Consider the following 17966-nt stretch of genomic DNA (forward strand, 5'->3'; position numbering starts at 1 on the left):
TGACGAAAGGTGTCAGTGAATCGGTTTAGCGTCCCGTTCCATGAGCGAGAACGATTTCGACTTCCTCCACGGACGGTGGCGCGTGGCCCACCGCAAGATCGCCGACATTCCCGGCCGCGGCACGGAGTGGGTCGAGTTCGAGACCGACGGCGAGGCCAGACCCGTCCTGGGCGGCGCGGCGAACGTCGACACGATCCGGGCCGCCGACTGGGAGGGCCTGACGCTGCGGCAGTACGACCCGGCCGACGACGTCTGGCGCATCTGGTGGGCCTCCACCCGCGCTCCGGGCAGGCTCGACCCGCCGCTGGAGGGCAGGTTCACCGACGGGCACGGCGTGTTCCTCGGCGACGACGTGGTCGGCGGGCACGAGGTGAAGCTCCGGTTCGACTGGACCGCAGGCGCCGAGCCCGTCTGGGAGCAGCAGTTCTCCTACGACGGCGGCGAGACCTGGGAGACGAACTGGGTCATGCGCTTCACCCGCGCCTGAGTCACCAGCCGTCAGTGGTGGTGCTGGTGGACGACCGCGTGGCCCTTGCCGCGCGAGATCATCCAGCGGTTCACCGGCACCGTCACCACGAACGCGACGGCCAGCGAGAACACGAGCGCCGCCCAGAACACCCAGTTGCCGAGGCCCGCGTCCATCGCGCCGGGCACGAGCAGCATGACAGCGTTGTCGACGACCTCCATCACGGCGATCGACACCGTGTCCGCCGCCAGAGCCACCCCGAGCGCCGCCTTGAACGCGAGGCCGGAGCGCAGCACCGGGCGGATCGTCAGCGAGTAGCCGAACACGAACGCGAGCACCACGGCGAGCACGATCGTGGCGAGGTTTCCCCAGCCGAGCGCCGTGCCGATGACCATGCCGAGCACCTCGCCGATCGCACAGCCGGTGAGGCAGTGCAGCGTCGCGGAGATCGCCTGCCTGGTCAGGCTCGCGGGAGCGTGGTGGTCCATGTCGTCCTCCTCGAAGTCGAGCCGAACAATACCCCTAGGGGGTACCCGTATCAAGCGATGCCGTCGTAGGGTGGAGCGCATGACGAGGCGACGGCTCACCCAGTGGGTGTTGCTGTGCGCGCTCGTCTTCGCTGTCGTCGGGATGCACCACGTCGCGGCGGCGGAAACCCCGCACGCCGCGCACACGGTCTCCCACCAGCAGGAACAACCGCACGAGCACGACCTGCTGCACCTGTGCCTCGCGGTCCTGGTCGCCGCGGCCGTCGTGCTGCTCGGCTGGTTCCTGGTGCGCACGGCGCTCCCCCTGCTCGCGGTCACCCGGTCCGAAGCGCCGCTGAGCACCCCGCAACGTCCGCCGCCGGGCGGAAGACGGCTCCTCACGACTCTCTGCGTGCTGCGGAACTGAGTTCGTCAGTCCACTCAGCACTGTCCACGAACGCAGAGAGAAGAAGAATCCTGTGAAGAAGTCCCTCATCGGGGCTGTCATCGGCATGCTCGTTCTGAGCGCCTGTGGTGGTCCCGCGAACAACGCCGCCGACGTCACGTTCGCGCAGAGCATGGTCCCGCACCACGAACAGGCGCTGGACATGGCGAAGCTCGTGCCGTCCCGCAGCGGCGACGAGAAGGTGCGCGACCTGGCCGCGCGCATCGAGAAGGCCCAGGGCCCGGAGATCGCCCAGATGAACGAGTGGCTCCAGCAGTGGGGTGCCGAGCAGCACCAGAGCCACGAAGGTCACGACATGGCCGGGATGATGAGCGACGACGACATGGCACGGCTGGAGAAGGCGACCGGTCAGGAGTTCGACCGGCTCTGGCTCGACATGATGGTCAAGCACCACGAGGGTGCCGTCGAGATGGCGAGGACCGAGCTCGCCGGGGGCGAGGACGAGGGCGCCAAGAAGCTCGCCCAGGCCATCGTGGACGGTCAGCAGAAGGAGATCGCTGAGATGAAGGATCTCCTGAGGGGCTAACCGATCTGGGTCAGCGCGAGCCCGCCTGCCATCAGCACGGCGCACGCCAGGCCGTGCACGACGGGATTGCGCACCAGGAGCGCCACGAACTCCCGCAGGAACGCGCTCGGCACGAAGTACCAGGCCGTGGGCGCGCCGATGACCTGCAGCCGCAGGCCCTGCTTGCGGGAGAGCACGGCGGTGCGGAACACGTGGTAGTTGTTCGTGACCGCGACGACCCGGCCGTGGAGACCCCGCTCGGCGAGCAACGCCTTGCTGTAGCGGAGGTTCTCCTCGGTCGTGGTCGCCTGGTCCTCCATCACGACGTCCTCGTCCGGCACGCCGCGCTCGAGGAGGTACCGGCGCATCGCGTACGCCTCGGACACCTGCTCGTCCGAGCCCTGGCCGCCGGACACGACGATCACCGGCGTCCGGCCCGCCTCGCGGTCGCGCCGGTACAGCCGCATCGCGCGGTCGAGGCGGTTCGCGAGGAGCTTCGGCACGCGGTCGCCGATCAGGCCGGCGCCGAGCACCACGATGCCGTCGAACCCGTGGCGGCGGCCGGTGCGGCCGTAGATCACCGAGTAGAGCAGCAGGCTCACGAACAGGAACGCGATGTAGGCAGACACCAGGAACAGGCCGATGGCGGAGCCCCGGACCCAGTCGTTGGGCTGGGTGATGCCCCACGCGAAGTAGACCATCTCCGCCAGCAGGGCCAGGCCCGCGAGCAACGACAGCAGGTTGCCCAGCGAGCGGCCCTCGCGGCGGACCATCACCACGCCGTTGGCGAGCAACGCCAGCGGGAGCAGCAGCAGACCCAGCACCGCCACCACGAACGCGAGCAGCAGCGGCAGGCTGACCAGCGGGTTGTCCTGCCCGGCCTCCGCCAGCAGGAGCAGCAGCATCACCAGCGTGATGCCGAGCCACACGGCGTTGCTCAGGCGGCGGCGGTCGCGCGCCACCCCGTAGACGAAGAAGGCGGCGGGGATCAGGAACAGCAGGCCGGCGAGCACCGGCCCAGGATAGTGCCGGTGATCACCTGGCGCTGTCGGTGTTCTCCGGTTCGGTGTTCTCCGGCTTCGGAGCGGGCTTCGGCCGGGGCCTCAACGTGACCGCGCCCTTGGTGAGGTCGAGCGGACCGGTCTCCTCGTAGTCCTCGCCGGTGCCCGCGTCCGTCGCCTCACGCCGGACCTTGGGGCCCGGGAACAACTCACCCAACTGTCCCATGGCCCCGACCCTACCCTCAGAAGATGGCGATGAGCAGCACGATCAGGGCGATCGCGATGACGATCGGGATCCACATCGCACCCTGCGGCCTGCGGTAGTGCCTGCGGACCCGCTGCGTGCGGAACCAGCTGTACGGGGCGCTGCGGCGGTGTTCGCGAACCCAGGGCATCTCATCCTCCTGACGAGTGGCTGTTAGCGCGGGGTTACCCCGGTTCCGAGCCGCTCCTGTACTCCAGCCAGACCAATTTCGGTCACGTCTGGATCACCGATGTCGTTGCCGTACAGGACTTCGTGCCACGGCCCCAGCTGGTGCCAGATCAACGCCCGCGCGCGCAGCTCGTCCGTGACCCCGTACGTCTCGGCCACGGCGCCCGCGAACTCCGGCGGGGTGCAGTGCAGTGCCCACGCGAGGTCGATCGCCGCGTCGCCGACGTGCAGGTCGCCGAAGTCGATCACGCCGGTGAGCACGCCGTCGCGGCCCAGCACGTGTTCGGGCCCGAGGTCGCCGTGGACGAGCGTGTCCGCCGGCAGTCCCTCGACCTTCGCCAGCAGCTCCTCCCCGCCGGGCACCCGCACCTCGGTCCGGAACCGCTCCACGGGCAACGCCCTCGGGCCGACGCCGAGCGCGACCGCCTCGGAGACCGGGCAGGCGTGCAGGGCGAGCAGGAACTCCCCCAGCTGGCGCCCCTGCACGGCGTTGAGCGACTCCAGTTCGGCTCCCGGCACGAGCTCGTGCCGCACCACCACGGGATCGCGGGACACGACCACCGGCACCGGGACGGGCAGCGGCAGCCGGGGCGCGAGCCACGGCATCACCACCGACTCGCGCACGAGCTGCGGCCCGATCTCGGGGCGGCGCGGCCGCCGTTCCACCCAGCGCCCGCCGACCAGGACGGCCGTGCTGTCCCAGCCCTCACCGAGGTACGTCACGCGACCAGTGTGGACCGTGCAGAATCCTCGGTGTGGCCGCCACCGTCTCCTCCAAGCTGCTGTCACTGCTCGGCACGTTCGACAGCGGGCACCGCCGCCAGACCCTGAGCGGCATCGCGCGGCGCTGCGGGCTCCCGGTCAGCACCACGCACCGGCTGCTGGCCGAGCTCACCGAGTGGGGCGCGGTGCGCAGGCTGGAGTCCGGCGAGTACGTGATCGGGCGGCGGATCTGGCGGCTCGGGCTGCTGGCGGTCGGCGAGGTCGACCTCAGCCGGGTCGCGGAGCCGTTCCTGCACGACATCCACGCGGCCACGCGGGCGGTGGTGCACCTGGCCGTGCGCGAGGGGACCGAGGTGCTGTACCTCGACCGGGTGTCCGGGCACGCGTCGGTGCCGATCGTGAGCACGACCGGCAGCAGGTTGCCGTTGCACTCGACCGGCGTGGGGAAGGTGTTGCTCGCGCACGCTCCCGCGGAGGTGCAGGAGGAGGTGCTCGCGCACGGGCTGACGCGGATGACGGCGTTCACGGTCACCGAGCCGGGGCGGATGCGCGCGCAGCTGCACCGGATCCGGCGGGACGGGTACGCGCAGACGTTCGAGGAGATGACGCTCGGGGCGTGCAGCGTGGCCGTGCCGGTCGAGGTGGAGGGGCACGTCGTCGCGGCGCTCGGGATCGTCGTGCCGGACCTGCGCAACGTGCGGGCGCGGCTGGTGGCGGCGCTGCAGGTGGCGTCCAGGGGCATCGCGCGAATGCTGGAGCCGAGTTTCCACCCACCGGAAGCCGGGCTTGGATGAACTTTCACCCACCGCTTGAATCTCGGACGTGGCCAGCGACACTCGTGCACTCCTGATCGGCGGCGACAGCGTTCCGGCGCTGGACGGCCGCACCACCGACGACCTCAACCCCTTCACCGGTGAGGTCCACGCCGTCGTCGCGGCGGCCTCCCCCGCCGACGTCACGCGGGCCGTCGACGCGGCCGAGCGGGCCTTCCCCGAGTGGGCGGCCACGCCGCCGTCGGTGAAGCGCGGGATCCTGCTGCGCGCCGCGGACGCGTTGGAGGCGAGGACGCCGGAGGTCGTCGCGCTGATGGCGGCCGAGGTCGGTGGTGTCGGCGGCTGGGCCGGGTTCAACGTCACGCTGGCGGCGAACGTCCTGCGCGAGGCCGCCGCCGCGGTCACCCAGCCCGTCGGCGAGGTGCTGACCACGGAGGTGCCGGGCCAGCTGTCGCTCGCGGTCCGCGAACCGCTCGGCGTGGTCGCGGCCTTCGCGCCGTGGAACGCGCCGGTCATCCTGAGCACGCGGGCCGTCGCCGCGCCGCTCGCCGCCGGGAACACCGTGGTGCTCAAGCCGAGCGAGGACGCGCCGATCGCGGCCGGGCTGCTGATCGCCGAGGTGCTGCACGAGGCCGGACTGCCCGCGGGCGTGCTGAACGTCGTGACGAACGCGCCCGAGGACGCCGCCGCCGTCGCCGAGGCGCTGATCACCGACCCCCGCGTGCGCGCAGTGAACTTCACCGGGTCCACCGAGGTCGGCCGGATCGTCGGAACCCTTGCCGCGCACCATCTCAAGCCCGCCGTGCTGGAACTCGGCGGCAAGAACTCGTTGCTGGTGCTGGACGACGCGGACCTCGACCACGCCGTGGACGCGGCCACGTTCGGCGCCTTCCACAACGCGGGCCAGATCTGCATGTCGACGGACCGCGTCCTGGTGCACCGCTCGGTGGCCGAGGAGTTCACCGCGAAGCTCGCCGCCAAGGTGGGCTCGCTGCCGCACGGCGACCCGGCCGACCCCGGCACCGTGATCGGCCCGGTGATCAACCCGCGCGCCGCCTCCCGCGTCGCCGCGCTGGTGGCCGAGGCCGTCGAGGCGGGCGCCAGGGTCCGGGCAGGCGGCGACGGCGGCGCGACCGTGCTGGACGAGGTCACACCGCAGATGCGCGTGTTCCAGGAGGAGATCTTCGGCCCGGCGGTGGTCGTCGTGCCCGTCGCGGACGACGACGAGGCCGTGGCCATCGCGAACGACACCGAGCACGGCCTCACCGCGGGCATCCTCACCGAGGACTCGCGGCGCGGACTCGGCCTCGCACAGCGCATCCGCACCGGCATCGTGCACGTCGGCAACCAGACCGTGGACGACGAACCGCAGGCGCCGTTCGGTGGCGTGAAGTCCAGCGGCTACGGCCGGTTCGGTGGCCGCTGGGGCATCGAGGCGTTCTCCGCGACCCGCTGGGTGACGGTCGCGAGCCGGCACGGCCACTTCCCGTTCTAGAGCCCCGCCTCGTGGGCGACGATCGCCGCCTGGACCCGGTTCTCCGCGCCCAGGCGGCTCAGGATCGCACTCACGTGGCCTTTCACCGTGCCCTCGACGAGGTCGAGGCGGCGCGCGATCTGCGCGTTGGAGAGGCCCTCGCCCAGCAGGCCGAGCACGTCGCGTTCGCGGGCGGTCAGCGACTCGACCTGCGTCCGTGCCCGCCCGGTCCGCCCGCCGCGGAACCTGCTGATCATCCGGGCGGCCACCTTCGGCGCCAGGTACGCGCCGCCGGACGCGAGCGCGTGCACGCCCGCGATCAGCTCGCGCGGATCACCCGACTTCACCAGGAACCCGCGCGCGCCACCGTCCAGTGCGCGTTCCAGGTAGCCGTCGTCGTTGAACGTCGTCAGCATCGCCACGCCGAACCCGAGCCGCGCCAGCTCACCCGCCGCCTCCAGCCCGTCGAGGCGCGGCATCCGGATGTCCAGCAGCACCACGTCGGGCCGGTGCCGCAACGCGAGGTCGATGGCCTCGCGCCCGTCCGACGCCTCCGCGACGACCTCGATCTCCCGGTCCGCGCCGAGGATCGCCCTCACCCCGGCGCGCACCATCGTCTCGTCGTCGGCGAGCAGTACGCGAATCACGAGTCCCCCGAGTGCGGTAGCACGGCGACCAGCTCGAACCTGCCGCCGTGACGGCTCACCCGCAGGGTACCGCCGGCGAGCCGCACCCGTTCGCGCAACGCGACGAGCCCGGTCCGGCTGCCCGCGCCCCGGCGCCTCCCCGCCTCGTTGCCCGCCTCCACCACCGTCACCCCGTCCGCCGTCGCGACCTTCAACTCCAGCACCGACTTCGGCGCGTGCTTGGCGGCGTTCGTCAGCGCCTCCTGCACCACCCGGTGGACCGTGCGTTCCACTGTGGAGGGCACCAGACCGTCCACTTCGAACTCGACGAGCATCCCCGCCCCGGTCGCGCGGCCGACGAGGTCCTGGAGGTCCACCGCCGGGGGCGGATCACCGTCGCGCAACAGGAACACCAGCTCCGACAGGCGTTCCGCGGCCTGGGCCGCCGTCTCCCGCAGCTGTGCGGCGGCTTTCTGCTGTTCGGCGGGCAGCGTCATCTCCAACGCCCCGGCCTGCAACGCCAGCAGGCTGAGCTCGTGGCCGAGCTTGTCGTGGACCTCGTGCGCGATCCGAGTCCGTTCTCGCAGGTGAGCGGCCTCGACACCGGCCGCGGCCAACGCGGCCTGCTGGTGCCCGGCGCGTCCGAGGAACCACGGCACCGCGACGGCCACCCCGACGAGCACGAGCCCCGTCACGCCGCCGGCCGCCCCACCCGCGAACACCAGGGCAGGCCGGTAAGACACCGTGCGCCGCCCGAGCAGGAACGAGACCACGAACAACGGGATCCACACCACGGCGGTCCACGGCGGAACACCCCTGTCCATCGTGAACGACACCCCGGCCGCCACCGCAACACACCCTGCGAGCGCGGCCGTCCTCACCGCCTCCACCGCACCACCGCCACGCTCAGGTTCATCACGCTCGACACGCCCAACCACACCACAAGCGGCAGCGAATAGTGCGCCAACTGGAAGAACGTGATGTCACGCCCGCCGCCGTACAGCAGGCTCAGCAGAGTGGGCAACGCCAGCAGCACGCCGAGCGGCGCTCCCCGGAGCACCTGCCACGACTTGTGGAACCGCCGCGGCCTGCGCAACGCACGGACGTTGAGTCCGACGGAGAGCAGCGTGAGCGTCGCCAGGACGAGGTCGATCGGCAACCGGTAGGAGGCCGGCTCCGGCGTCCCGCCGTCCAGCACGTCGGCGATCCCGTTCTCGAGCAGGTAGGTGCCCTCGTTGCCGAGCGTGACCCCGCTGTTGGACATGACCGCGATCCCGTACCCGGACGACGTGAGCAGTTGCCCGGCCGTGCTCGTGAACCAGATCCCGCTGTGCCGCAACCGCCCCTGCGGGTCCGCCTCCCAGCCCATCCCGTCCTGCGGACGCAGTCCCTGTTGCGCGGCCAGCCACTTGGCCATGTCCGTCGCGGTCGTGATCACCCCGTCCGAGCCCGTGACGAACCGGTGGGGCTCGGTCAGCGGCACGGACAGTCCGTACGCGTACCCGTGGCCCCTGCGGTAGTCCGGCGGCAGATCTCGTGGCGTCACGTCGATCGCAATGGTGTCGTTCATCTGCAGCGGCTCGAAGACGTGGGTTTTCAGGTAAGCGTTGAAGTTCTCGCCCGAAACCTGCTCGACCAGTCTCGCGAGGAGGTGGTAGTTGGTGTTGGTGTAGCGGAACCTGCCGTCGGGGACGGCCTTGCCGAGGGCCTCCTCCGCCCGTTCCACGGCCTGGGCCGGGGTGTCGGGCTGCGGCAGGCTCTTCTCCGGCAGCGTGGTGTCGCTGATGCCGGACTTGTGCGCGAGGAGCTGGCGCGGCGTGACGCGGGAGTCGAAGACCGGGCGGTCGAGGTCCAGCTTCCCCGCGTCGGCGAGCTGTCTCACGGCAAGTGCCGTGAAGGACTTGCTGACCGAGGCGATCGCCATCTTCGAGTTCCCGGTGAGCGGCGCGCCGGAGGAGTCGTGGCCGAAGGCCCTGACCGCGACCACCTGGTCGCCCTTGGTGATCGCGATGGCCACGCCCGGGTAGGACGCCTCGCCCATGTACGTGGACACCAGCAGCGTGAGTGCCGCACCCCAGATGTTCATGGGATGCAACGTAGGGATCAGCGCGTCGGGAGACCCGACCTGGAAGACAGAGCGGACCCCCGACGAAAGTCAGGGGTCCGCTCCGGCACACCAGCGGATCAGTGACCCGCGGCCATCTCCGCCGCCAGCCTGTCGTCACCGCTCGTCTCCTTGAGCGGCTTCTCCTTGATGAACAGCACCGCCAGCAGCGCGAGCACCGCGAACGGCACACCCACCAGGAAGATCTCCGCGGTCGCCGTCGCGTAGATCTCGGCGATCACGGCCTTGATCTCGGGCGGCAGCACCGAGAGGTCCGGCACGGCGTGGCCGGACGCCTCACCGCCGGGCATCGCGCCGAACTTCTCCTCGCTCAGCGACGTGACCTTGTTGGCGAGCACGGCACCCAGGGCCGAGACGCCGATCGCGCCGCCCAGGGAGCGGAAGAACGTCAGCGTCGAGGTGGTGGCGCCGAGGTCCTTGGCGGGCACGTCGTTCTGGGCGGCCAGGACCAGGTTCTGCATCATGAGGCCCACGCCGACGCCGAGCACGAACATGTGCACGGACACCATGAACACCGACGTCTGCGCGGTGATCGTGGACAGCAGCAGCATGCCGCCGATCATGAACACGCCGCCGGAGACCAGGAAGGCCTTCCACTTGCCGTACTTCGTGATCAGCTGACCGGCCACGGTGGACGAGACCAGCAGGCCGAAGATCAGCGGCAGGCCGAGCAGGCCGGCCTGGGTCGGCGTCTTGCCCAGCGAGAGCTGGAAGTACTGCGACAGGAACACCGTGCCGCCGAACATCGCGATGCCGACCAGGGCGCTGGCGACGGTCGCGAGGGAGACGGTGCGGTTGCGGAAGATCGACAGCGGCACGATCGGGTCGTGCGCCTTGGCCTCGACGCGGACGGCGGCCACGAGCAGCAGCACGCCGAGCGTGACCAGGCCGGCGGTCCAGGTGGACGCCCACTCGAACTTCTGACCGGCGAGCGACGACCAGATCAGCAGCGTCGAGACGCCGGACACGATCAGGAACGCGCCCAGGTAGTCGATCTTCGTCTTCTCGTTGCGCACGACCGGCAGGTTCAGGGTGCGCTGCAGCATGTAGATCGCGGCGAGGGTGAACGGGATGCCGATGAAGAAGCACCAGCGCCAGCCGAGCCACGACGTGTCGACCAGGAGGCCGCCGATCAGCGGGCCCGCGACGGTGCCGACGCCGAACACCGCGCCGAACATGCCGGAGTACCTGCCGAGCTCGCGCGGCGGGATCATCGCGGCCATCACGATCGTCGCGAGCGCCGTGACGCCACCGGCGCCGAGGCCCTGCACGACGCGGCTGACGATGAGCATCTCGACGTTCTGCGAGAAGCCCGCGATCAGCGAGCCGACCACGAAGAGGCTCAGCGACGCCTGGATCAGCAGCTTGCGGCTGTAGAGGTCGGCGAGCTTGCCCCACAACGGCACGGTCGCGGTCATCGCGAGCAGTTCGGCCGTGACGATCCACGCGAAGATCGACTGCGAGCCCTTGAGCTCGGCGACGATGCGCGGCAGCGCGTTGGACACGATCGTGCTGGCCAGGATCGACACGAACATGCCCATCATCAGGCCCCACATGGCCTGGACGACGTCGCGTCTGCTGTGGACCGGCGTCACTTCTGCGTCGGTGGTGGTCATGATCCCCCTTCGTGATGGTGTGGCGCGTGAGCCAGCCCGGCGCCGAACAGGTCGAACGCCTCCGTGACGAGGTCGCCGAGCGCGAGGTTGTCGTCGAGCGCCCAGCGCGTCACCGCGCACCGGAACGCGACGCTCCCGGCGGAGACCAGCAGCCGCGGGTACAGGTGGTCCTCGGGCAGCGCCGCCCGCCTGGCCACCGCGCTCGCGAGCAACTGCTCGGACTCCGCGCCGCTGGCGAACGCCCTGACCAGCAGGTCCGGGCGCTGCATCAGGACCTCCTTGCGCAGCAGCCACAGCTCACGGGCGCTGTCCAGCTCCTCGGTGATCTCCGCGAGCACCGACCGCCGGTACGCCTCGAACGGCGTCACGGTGTCGGGGAAGGCGAGCACGCGCTCGGCCATGCGGGGGCCCACCTCGGGGTCCGCGCCGATCAGCGCCTCGTCCTTGCTGGCGAAGTAGTTGAAGAACGTGCGCACCGAGACGTCGGCCTCGGCCGCGATCTCCTCCACGGTGACGTGGTCGTAGCCCTTCACGGCGGCGAGACGCACGGTCGCCCGCTCGAGCGCGGCACGCGTCCGTCGCTTCTTGCGGTCGCGCAGGCTCTCCCCCGGCTGGTTCACCGGACCAGCGTACGAACTTTTTTGCAGTCACTGCAAGTTTGCAGAGTGTGAAGTAGACCTCGTCCCCGACGGCTACGACCAGGGGCTCTTCGGCCTCTCCTGGAGCTCGCCGTCGACGAACAGGTCGACCTTCTCACTGAAGAAGCACGCCATTCCAGCGACTTTCTGGCTCTCCGGCAGCGGCGAGCGGTAGATCCACACGAGGTCCTCGTGCAGCACGCCGTTCACCTCGACGGACCAGTAGTCGGCCGTCCCCTTGTAGGGGCACCGCGTCTGCGTGGCCGAAGGCCTCAGGAGATCGAATCGGACGTCGCTCAAGGGGAGGTAGAACCGCGGTGGAAGGCTCGTCTCGAACAGGATCCGCGGCTGGGCCGACGCCGCCAGCGTCACCCCGTCCAGCGCGATCCGCACGTGCCGCGAGCTGTTCAGGACGTCGACCCGCTTGTACGGGTCGCGCGGGTGGACGTAGATCGGCTCGTCCTCCTCGAGCCACTCGTCCATGGCGGCGAAGTCGAACCGCACGAGGTCGCGCAGCTCCGGGGAGTCGGGATAGGTCAACGCCGCACCCTCCGCCGTGCCGCCCCGCGTGACGACGTCGTGCACCACGGCGTCGTCCTTCGTCTCACCCGTCGGCTTCAGCTCGACGCGCACCGAGGACAGGGGCAGGTAGTAGGCCGGGTAGTGCGGCACCTCCCAGACCAGCCGCGGCGCGGTCGCGTCCGCGACCAGTTCGCCACCGAAGTACGCACGGACCCGCTTCGCCGAGGTCTCCACTCGCAAGTCGCCCATGCCCCATGGCAACACGGGACGAGCCGGAAGGCTTCCCGGACGGCTAGGCGTCGCCGTCGAACAGGCTCGTCACCGAGCCGTCCTCGAACACCTCCTGGATCGCCCGCGCCAGCAGCGGCGCGATGCCGAGCACCGTCATGCCGGGGAACCGCTTCTCGTGCGGGATCGGCAGGGTGTCGGTGAGGATCACCTCGCGCGCCTTGCTCGCCTTCAGCCGGTCGTAGGCGTCGCCGGACAGCACGCCGTGCGTCGCCACCAGGACGACGTCCTTCGCGCCCTGCTCCAGCAGCTGCCGCGCGGCCGTGGTGCTCGTCAGCGCCGTGTCGATCATGTCGTCCACCACGACGCAGGTGCGGCCCTCGACGTCGCCGACGACCCGGTTGGACGTGACCTCGTTGGGGCGCAACGGGTCGCGCGTCTTGTGGATGAACGCGATCGGGCAGCCGCCGAGCAGGTCGGCCCACTTCTCGGCGAGCCTCGTGCGGCCGGCGTCCGGGGAGACGATCGTCAGGTCCTCGCCGCGGTAGCGGGCCCCGACGTGGTCGCTGAGCAGCCACATGGCGTGCAGGTGGTCGACCGGGCCGTCGAAGAAGCCCTGGGCCTGGGCGGTGTGCAGGTCGACCGTCACGATCCGGTCGGCGCCCGCGGTGGAGAACATGTCCGCGACCAGGCGGGCCGACACCGGTTCGCGACCGGCGTACTTGCGGTCCTGGCGTGCGTACGGGTATGAGGGCACGACGGCGGTGATGCGCTTGGCCGAGGCGCGCTTGAGGGCGTCGACCACGAGCAGCTGCTCCACCAGCCTGTCGTTGACCGGCGCGCAGTGGCTCTGCAGGACGAACGCGTCCGCGCCGCGCACCGACTCCTCGAAGCGGACGAAGATCTCGCCGTTCGCGAAGTCGTAGGCGGCCTGCGGGGTGATCGCCACGCCCAGCTCGCCGGCCACGGCCTCCGCGAGCTCCGGGTGCGCCCTGCCGGTGAGCAGGATGAGCTGCCGCTTGGCGATGCCCTGCTTGCCGCTGACCATCGTCACGCTCCACGCTCGTCCGGCCCCGGCCCGATCGTTCAGCACGCGCGCGAGATCACGCAAACGACGTGTCCGTCCGATGAGATTCCACGTTGCTGAGCATTTCGAGTTAACCCCATCGGGGGCACCCACAGGGGGTCCGGTAGCAGGTGCGAGTTCCCACGCTGGGTATAGATCGGGGGAACGGGATTCACCTCTTGGGGTAGAGCCGGTGTGATTTCTTGATCAGCGTGCTTGAGGGCTCAATGACCATCCCTACGCTCCTCACATGCCGGAAAACCAGGACACACCTGGCACAACGACCCAAGCCCCTCCGACGACCCCGGTCGTGATGAGCACTCCCATCCACGACCAGATCGCCGACAGCCTCGGAGTTCGCCAGAAGCACCGACGCCCGGACTGACCGCCCGCGGGAAAGACCTCACGCGTCGGCTCGTCGCTCTCGGACCCCGCGCGTCCCAGTTGGCCGATCACGACTTTCGGCGGTCGACGGGGCCTGCCGGGAGCAGGTAGGAAGAGCCCTCCTGCGGACAAGAGGGGGAGCTTGCCGATGCGCATCACCGTGCTGGCCGCCGCGGCCGTGCTCATGATCACCGGCACGCCCGCGGTGCAGGCCTCGGGCGGTCCCGCCATCCCGAAGATCGCCTGGACCGCCTGCGGCGCCGAACACCCCGGCTTCGAGTGCGCCTCCGTGAAGGTGCCGCTCGACTACGACGACCCGCGCGGCGCCACGACCACCATCGCGCTGGCGCGCAAGCCCGCGACGGACAAGGCGCGCCGGATCGGCTCGCTGTTCCTCAACCCCGGCGGTCCCGGTGGGTCCGGCGTGGACTTCGCGCTGGGGGCGGGCGACACCCTGTCGGAGAACCTGCGGGGCCGGTTCGACATCGTCGGGTTCGACCCGCGTGGCATCGGCAGGTCCGACCCGTTGCACTGCTTCTCGAGCGAGGCCGAGCTCGACGCGTTCTTCGAGGGAATCCCCGGCTTCCCCTACCAGGCCTCGCAGGAACGGCCGTACTTCGAGCGCTACCGCTCGCTCGGCCCGGAGTGCCGCGACGACCAGAAGATCGCCCGGCACATGAGCACCGCCGACGTCGCACGGGACATGGACCTGCTGCGCCGCGCGGTGGGCGACCGCAAGATCAGCTACCTCGGCTTCTCGTACGGCTCGTTCCTCGGCACGACGTACGCGAACCTGTTCCCGGACAACATCCGCGCGCTCGTCATCGACGGCGTCCTCGACCCCGAGCTGTGGTCGAGCGGCCGGCAGATCCAGTCGGACCGGATCGCGACCGAGGAGGAGTTCGGCGAGTTCCTGCGCACCTGCGACGAGGCCGCCTGCGCGTTCGGCCCGCAGTCGGGCAAGCGCTGGGACGCGTTGCTGAAGTCGGTGCGCGCCAAGCCGATCCAGCTCGGTGACGAGACCTTCACCTACGACGCCGTGATCGGCGCGGCGGTCGGCGCGATGTACTCGCCGAGCGACTGGCCGGCCGCGGCCGAGCTCTTCGACCAGCTGTCCGACGCGGCCGCCGGCACGCTCTCCGCGGCAGCGGAACCGGACTACCCCAACGGCTTCGACGCCTACAACGGCAACGTGTGCGCGGACATCGAGTTCCCGCGCCCGTTCGAGGCGTACAGGGCGACTTCCCGTTACGCCGCAGCGGGTTCCGAGTTCGGCCCGTACTGGTGGTGGGGCAACGCGGCGTGCGCGGACTGGCCGACCAACCCCGACCGCTACACCGGACCGTGGCGCACCCGCACCTCCGCACCTGTGCTGGTGGTGGGCAACCACTTCGACGGCGTCACGGACTTCCGCGGCGCGCAGGCGGCCAACCGCCAGCTCGTGGGCAGCCGGTTGCTGGCCTACGCGGGTTGGGGGCACACGGCGTACGGGGTGAGCCAGTGCGCCACCGAGCACACGAACGCGTACCTGTTGGAGGGCACGTTGCCGCCGGTCGGGACGGTGTGCCCGGCGAACCCGAACCCGTTCCTGCCGACGGCGGCGGCCGCGGAGCCGCTGTTCAAGCCGGCGCGCAGGTAGCCGACCGGGTTCAGGACCGACGGGACGGGAGGTCCCGTCCCGTCAGCTCCTGGGCCAGTTCCACCGCCGCCCGCGCCGGGTCGTCCCCGAACCGGCTCCCGAACGCGTCGTGCACCCTCCACCCGGCATGGGTGAGCGCCCGCCACCGCGCGAGGTGCGCGTCCACGCCGGACGGGTGCGGGCGCGTCTCCACCGCCACGGCGGACTCCTTCTCCCCCACCACGAGGTCCACCCGCCACCGCCCCACCGGGTACCCCGTCCGCACGGTCAGCCCCGCCGCCCGCAGTTCCGCGGCCAGGTTCGCGGTCCAGGCGTCCTCGGGCTCGACGCCGGCGGTCTCCACGGGCGCCACGTCGGCGTGCCGCAGGTACTCACCGATCAGGCCGGGCGGCTCGGGCGCCGACGTGATGACGTGCACCTGCCTGCGCGCGCGGGTGGTGAGCACGGCGAGGAGGTTGCGGTCGTTCACGAAGCGCCACGCGCCGGGCTTCGCGTCCGCGGCGAGGCTGATCACGACCTCGTCGAACTCGCTGCCCTGCACGCCGTGCACGGTGCCGACGCGCACGCCGCCGGTGGTGATCTCGTCCAGCGTCAGCTCTGCGAGCAGCGCCTCTTCGAGCGCGTCGGCCTGGGCGCGGAACGGGGTCACGACGCCGATCGACCGCACGCCCGCGGCGACCCGCTTGCGGACGTGGGCGAGCACGGCGGCGACCTCGGCCTGGTTGACGCCCTTCGCGGTGCGGTCGCCTTCGACGCGTTCGGTGTCGATGCAGTCGACGTCCGCGATCGACGGGTGGGTGGTCAGCAGCGCGATCTTGCCGTCGTAGAAGCGCTGCGCCGCGAAGCCGATCAGGTGCGGCGCGCAGCGGTGGTGCTCGTCGAGCCAGTGCACGCCCGCCGTCGCCGCGCCCGCGTCGAACAGGCTCACCTTCGGCACGTCCAGCCGGTCGCGCAGGTCCTGGGTGCCTTCCGCGTCGACCGCCGCCTGCACCGCCTGGTCGCTCACGAACGACACGTGCCGCAGTTGCCGGGGGTCGCCGCCGATCACCGCGGAACGGCCGCGCAGCAGCGCCGGTGCGGCGAGCGGCTGGTCGACGTGGCTCGCCTCGTCGATGACCACCAGGTCGAACATGCCGGGCACGGGCGGCAGGATGTCCTCGACGTCGGACAGCGTGCCCACCCACAGCGGCAGTGCCGCCACCAGGTCCGCGCTGTCGATCTCGGCCAGTCCGCGCCGCCGCGCCGCCCTGCCGGACCGCAACGCCTTCGCCAGCGCCGCCACGGCCCGTCGCGCGCCCGCTCCCCGGCGGCTGACCGCGTACTCGCGCAGCCACGCGGCCGTCGCGGTGCGGCTCGCTCCGTCCTGCTCGCTCAGCAACGGCCGCAGCTCACCGAACGTGGTGCCGCCGTTCGTGCCGATCCGGACGGCGGCCGCGGTCTGCGAGGCCGCCTCGACGGCGGCGCCGAGGTCCTCGACGGAGACGTCGTCCGCGCCGGCCAGTCCGCGTGCCTTCCTCAGCGCCCACGACGTCCGCAGTCCACTGAGGAGTCCGGTGCGAGGTGTGAGAAGTCCGCGCAGCGCAACCAGATCCACGCCCGCCTCGAACGCTTTCGGCGCCACGGCCCGATGCGCCGGCATCAACGCCTGGTGCTTGCGCGCCTCGGCGGCCAGTTGTTCGTCGGAGAGCGAGCCACCGGCCGTGCGTTCGACTCGCTGCACGGCCGCCGCGGCCGCACGGCGCACGCGGTCGAGCTCCCGCACCTGGTCGGGGTTGCTCGTCGCGGTCAGCCCGTCGCTGAGTTCGCGCGCCATCTCCTGCCGCAGCTCGGAGTCGCCGAACAGCACCGGCACCGGCCCGCCCGCCTTGCGCAGCGCCCCGCCGAGCACGTCGGCGGCGTTGCGGGTGCGGCTCGCGAGGAGCACGGACTTCCCCGCCGCCACCGCGTCGAGGGCCAACGCCGCGAGAGTGTGCGTCTTGCCCGCGCCGGGAGGCCCTCCCACGACCGTGATCCGCGCACGGCGGGCATGCTCGACGGCCCGCATCTGGCTGTGGCTCAACGGCAACGCGGAACTGATCGGCTCGTCGTGCGCGTCCGGTTCGGACACGGCACCGTACAGCGCCGCGAACGCCGTGCCGTCGAGCCCCTTCTTGGCCGACCAGTCGAACAGGGCCGTGCCCTGCTCGGTCTTCACGACCGGCTCACCGGCGTGCAGCCCGGCACCCATCGCCACGACGAGCTCGTCGCCGGAGATCAGCCTCCTGGGGTCGTCGCGCACGATCGGCACGCCCTCGAACCCGGCCGCCCGGAGGGTCTCGGTGATCCACTCCTCGGTCGGGGCGAGCGCGGCCTCCCGTTCCGCGGTCCGCGCCCAGTCGTCGATCAGCGGGAACACCCCGGCGTCACCGGCGACGTGGTAGGCGTAGTTCAGCCCGCTGGAGTGGTGCAGCCGGACCGGCCGGGACACCAGCGGGAGGCAGACCCGGCGCCGTTGCCCGCCGATCTGCGCGGGCCCGGTGAGGAACGCCCAGCCCAGCCGCAGCACCCTGTCCTCCTGGTGCAGCGCGTCGTACGCGGCCAGGTGCTCGACCTCGGCGCGGGCCTGCTTGAGCGCCGTCCACCACACCGGCGTCCACTGCGGACCCTCCTGCTCCAGCGTGATCGCCCGCCACGACGGCTCGTGGTCGCCCTGCCACAGCAGACCGGCCGCCTTGGTGAGGTCGAGCTGGAGCTTCTGGGGCTGCTCGGCGGCACTCAGCCGGGCCAGGGTGCGCAACACGGCCGAAACGTTCACGCGGGACATCGTGCCATTCG

The 17966-nt window shown here is 71.1% G+C and carries 19 protein-coding genes; 6 read left to right on the forward strand and 13 right to left on the reverse strand.

Annotated features, from left to right (window positions below):
• The first annotated feature begins 40 nt into the window (after positions 1 to 40).
• Positions 41 to 487: a hypothetical protein gene (locus tag ND450_RS14555; RefSeq protein WP_253326660.1), complete on the forward strand. Its 447-nt coding sequence runs from the start codon at positions 41 to 43 to the stop codon at positions 485 to 487.
• Between the two features lie 11 nt (positions 488 to 498).
• Here the strand turns inward: ND450_RS14555 and ND450_RS14560 are convergent, their stop codons facing one another.
• Positions 499 to 954 carry a DUF4396 domain-containing protein gene (locus tag ND450_RS14560; protein ID WP_253326661.1) on the reverse strand — a complete coding sequence of 152 codons (456 nt, stop codon included), beginning with the start codon at positions 952 to 954 and terminating at the stop codon, positions 499 to 501.
• A gap of 79 nt (positions 955 to 1033) precedes the next feature.
• Here ND450_RS14560 and ND450_RS14565 point away from each other — a divergent pair, with 79 nt between their 5' ends.
• Entirely contained in the window at positions 1034 to 1360 is a 327-nt protein-coding gene (locus ND450_RS14565) for a hypothetical protein (protein WP_253326662.1), read from the forward strand.
• Positions 1361 to 1412: 52 nt separating this feature from the next.
• Entirely contained in the window at positions 1413 to 1925 is a 513-nt protein-coding gene (locus ND450_RS14570) for a DUF305 domain-containing protein (RefSeq protein WP_371927706.1), read from the forward strand.
• On the opposite strand, the gene ND450_RS14575 is transcribed toward ND450_RS14570, so the two are convergent.
• The 4 genes from ND450_RS14575 to ND450_RS14590 are packed head-to-tail and all read right to left on the reverse strand — an operon-like array spanning position 1922 to position 4061.
• On the reverse strand, positions 1922 to 2917 hold the full coding sequence (locus ND450_RS14575) for a YdcF family protein (RefSeq protein WP_253326663.1): 996 nt from the start codon (positions 2915 to 2917) through the stop codon (positions 1922 to 1924). The genes ND450_RS14570 and ND450_RS14575 overlap by 4 nt on opposite strands.
• A gap of 22 nt (positions 2918 to 2939) precedes the next feature.
• Positions 2940 to 3131: a hypothetical protein gene (locus ND450_RS14580; RefSeq protein ID WP_253326664.1), complete on the reverse strand. Its 192-nt coding sequence runs from the start codon at positions 3129 to 3131 to the stop codon at positions 2940 to 2942.
• A 16-nt stretch (positions 3132 to 3147) separates the two neighbouring features.
• Positions 3148 to 3300, reverse strand: coding sequence for a hypothetical protein (locus ND450_RS14585; RefSeq protein WP_177229603.1), 153 nt, complete (start codon positions 3298 to 3300; stop codon positions 3148 to 3150).
• Positions 3301 to 3323: 23 nt separating this feature from the next.
• Positions 3324 to 4061 carry an aminoglycoside phosphotransferase family protein gene (locus tag ND450_RS14590; protein WP_253326665.1) on the reverse strand — a complete coding sequence of 246 codons (738 nt, stop codon included), beginning with the start codon at positions 4059 to 4061 and terminating at the stop codon, positions 3324 to 3326.
• A 23-nt stretch (positions 4062 to 4084) separates the two neighbouring features.
• Here ND450_RS14590 and ND450_RS14595 point away from each other — a divergent pair, with 23 nt between their 5' ends.
• Both ND450_RS14595 and ND450_RS14600 read left to right on the forward strand, forming a co-directional pair.
• Positions 4085 to 4855, forward strand: coding sequence for an IclR family transcriptional regulator (locus ND450_RS14595; protein WP_371927768.1), 771 nt, complete (start codon positions 4085 to 4087; stop codon positions 4853 to 4855).
• Between the two features lie 28 nt (positions 4856 to 4883).
• Positions 4884 to 6329: an aldehyde dehydrogenase family protein gene (locus tag ND450_RS14600; protein ID WP_253326666.1), complete on the forward strand. Its 1446-nt coding sequence runs from the start codon at positions 4884 to 4886 to the stop codon at positions 6327 to 6329.
• Here the strand turns inward: ND450_RS14600 and ND450_RS14605 are convergent.
• The 7 genes from ND450_RS14605 to ND450_RS14635 all read right to left on the reverse strand — a co-directional run bounded on the left by ND450_RS14605 (position 6326) and on the right by ND450_RS14635 (position 13111).
• Positions 6326 to 6955: a response regulator transcription factor gene (locus ND450_RS14605; RefSeq protein WP_253326667.1), complete on the reverse strand. Its 630-nt coding sequence runs from the start codon at positions 6953 to 6955 to the stop codon at positions 6326 to 6328. The two genes, ND450_RS14600 and ND450_RS14605, sit on opposite strands and share 4 nt — an antisense overlap.
• Positions 6952 to 7782: a sensor histidine kinase gene (locus ND450_RS14610; RefSeq protein ID WP_253326668.1), complete on the reverse strand. Its 831-nt coding sequence runs from the start codon at positions 7780 to 7782 to the stop codon at positions 6952 to 6954. Before ND450_RS14610 ends, ND450_RS14605 begins: the two co-directional genes overlap by 4 nt.
• Before the next feature lie 29 nt (positions 7783 to 7811).
• Positions 7812 to 9020, reverse strand: a complete 1209-nt coding sequence (locus ND450_RS14615; protein ID WP_253326669.1) for a serine hydrolase — start codon at positions 9018 to 9020, stop codon at positions 7812 to 7814.
• Positions 9021 to 9118: 98 nt separating this feature from the next.
• Entirely contained in the window at positions 9119 to 10675 is a 1557-nt protein-coding gene (locus tag ND450_RS14620) for an MDR family MFS transporter (RefSeq protein WP_253326670.1), read from the reverse strand.
• Positions 10672 to 11295, reverse strand: coding sequence for a TetR/AcrR family transcriptional regulator (locus ND450_RS14625; RefSeq protein WP_253326671.1), 624 nt, complete (start codon positions 11293 to 11295; stop codon positions 10672 to 10674). Before ND450_RS14625 ends, ND450_RS14620 begins: the two co-directional genes overlap by 4 nt.
• A 72-nt stretch (positions 11296 to 11367) precedes the next feature.
• The gene (locus tag ND450_RS14630; RefSeq protein WP_253326672.1) at positions 11368 to 12084 is read right to left on the reverse strand and encodes a DUF427 domain-containing protein; all 717 of its coding nucleotides are present in this window, start codon (positions 12082 to 12084) and stop codon (positions 11368 to 11370) included.
• A 43-nt stretch (positions 12085 to 12127) separates the two neighbouring features.
• Positions 12128 to 13111 carry a ribose-phosphate diphosphokinase gene (locus tag ND450_RS14635; protein ID WP_253327923.1) on the reverse strand — a complete coding sequence of 328 codons (984 nt, stop codon included), beginning with the start codon at positions 13109 to 13111 and terminating at the stop codon, positions 12128 to 12130.
• 550 nt (positions 13112 to 13661) lie between these two features.
• On the opposite strand from ND450_RS14635, the gene ND450_RS14640 reads away from it, so the two are divergent.
• Positions 13662 to 15152 carry an alpha/beta hydrolase gene (locus ND450_RS14640; protein WP_253326673.1) on the forward strand — a complete coding sequence of 497 codons (1491 nt, stop codon included), beginning with the start codon at positions 13662 to 13664 and terminating at the stop codon, positions 15150 to 15152.
• Positions 15153 to 15162: 10 nt separating this feature from the next.
• On the opposite strand, the gene ND450_RS14645 is transcribed toward ND450_RS14640, so the two are convergent.
• The gene (locus ND450_RS14645) at positions 15163 to 17946 is read right to left on the reverse strand and encodes an AAA domain-containing protein (protein WP_253326674.1); all 2784 of its coding nucleotides are present in this window, start codon (positions 17944 to 17946) and stop codon (positions 15163 to 15165) included.
• Positions 17947 to 17966: the final 20 nt, after the last annotated feature.

The organism is Lentzea sp. HUAS12 (assembly GCF_024125735.1).
In the GTDB taxonomy this organism is placed as follows: domain Bacteria; phylum Actinomycetota; class Actinomycetes; order Mycobacteriales; family Pseudonocardiaceae; genus Lentzea; species Lentzea albida.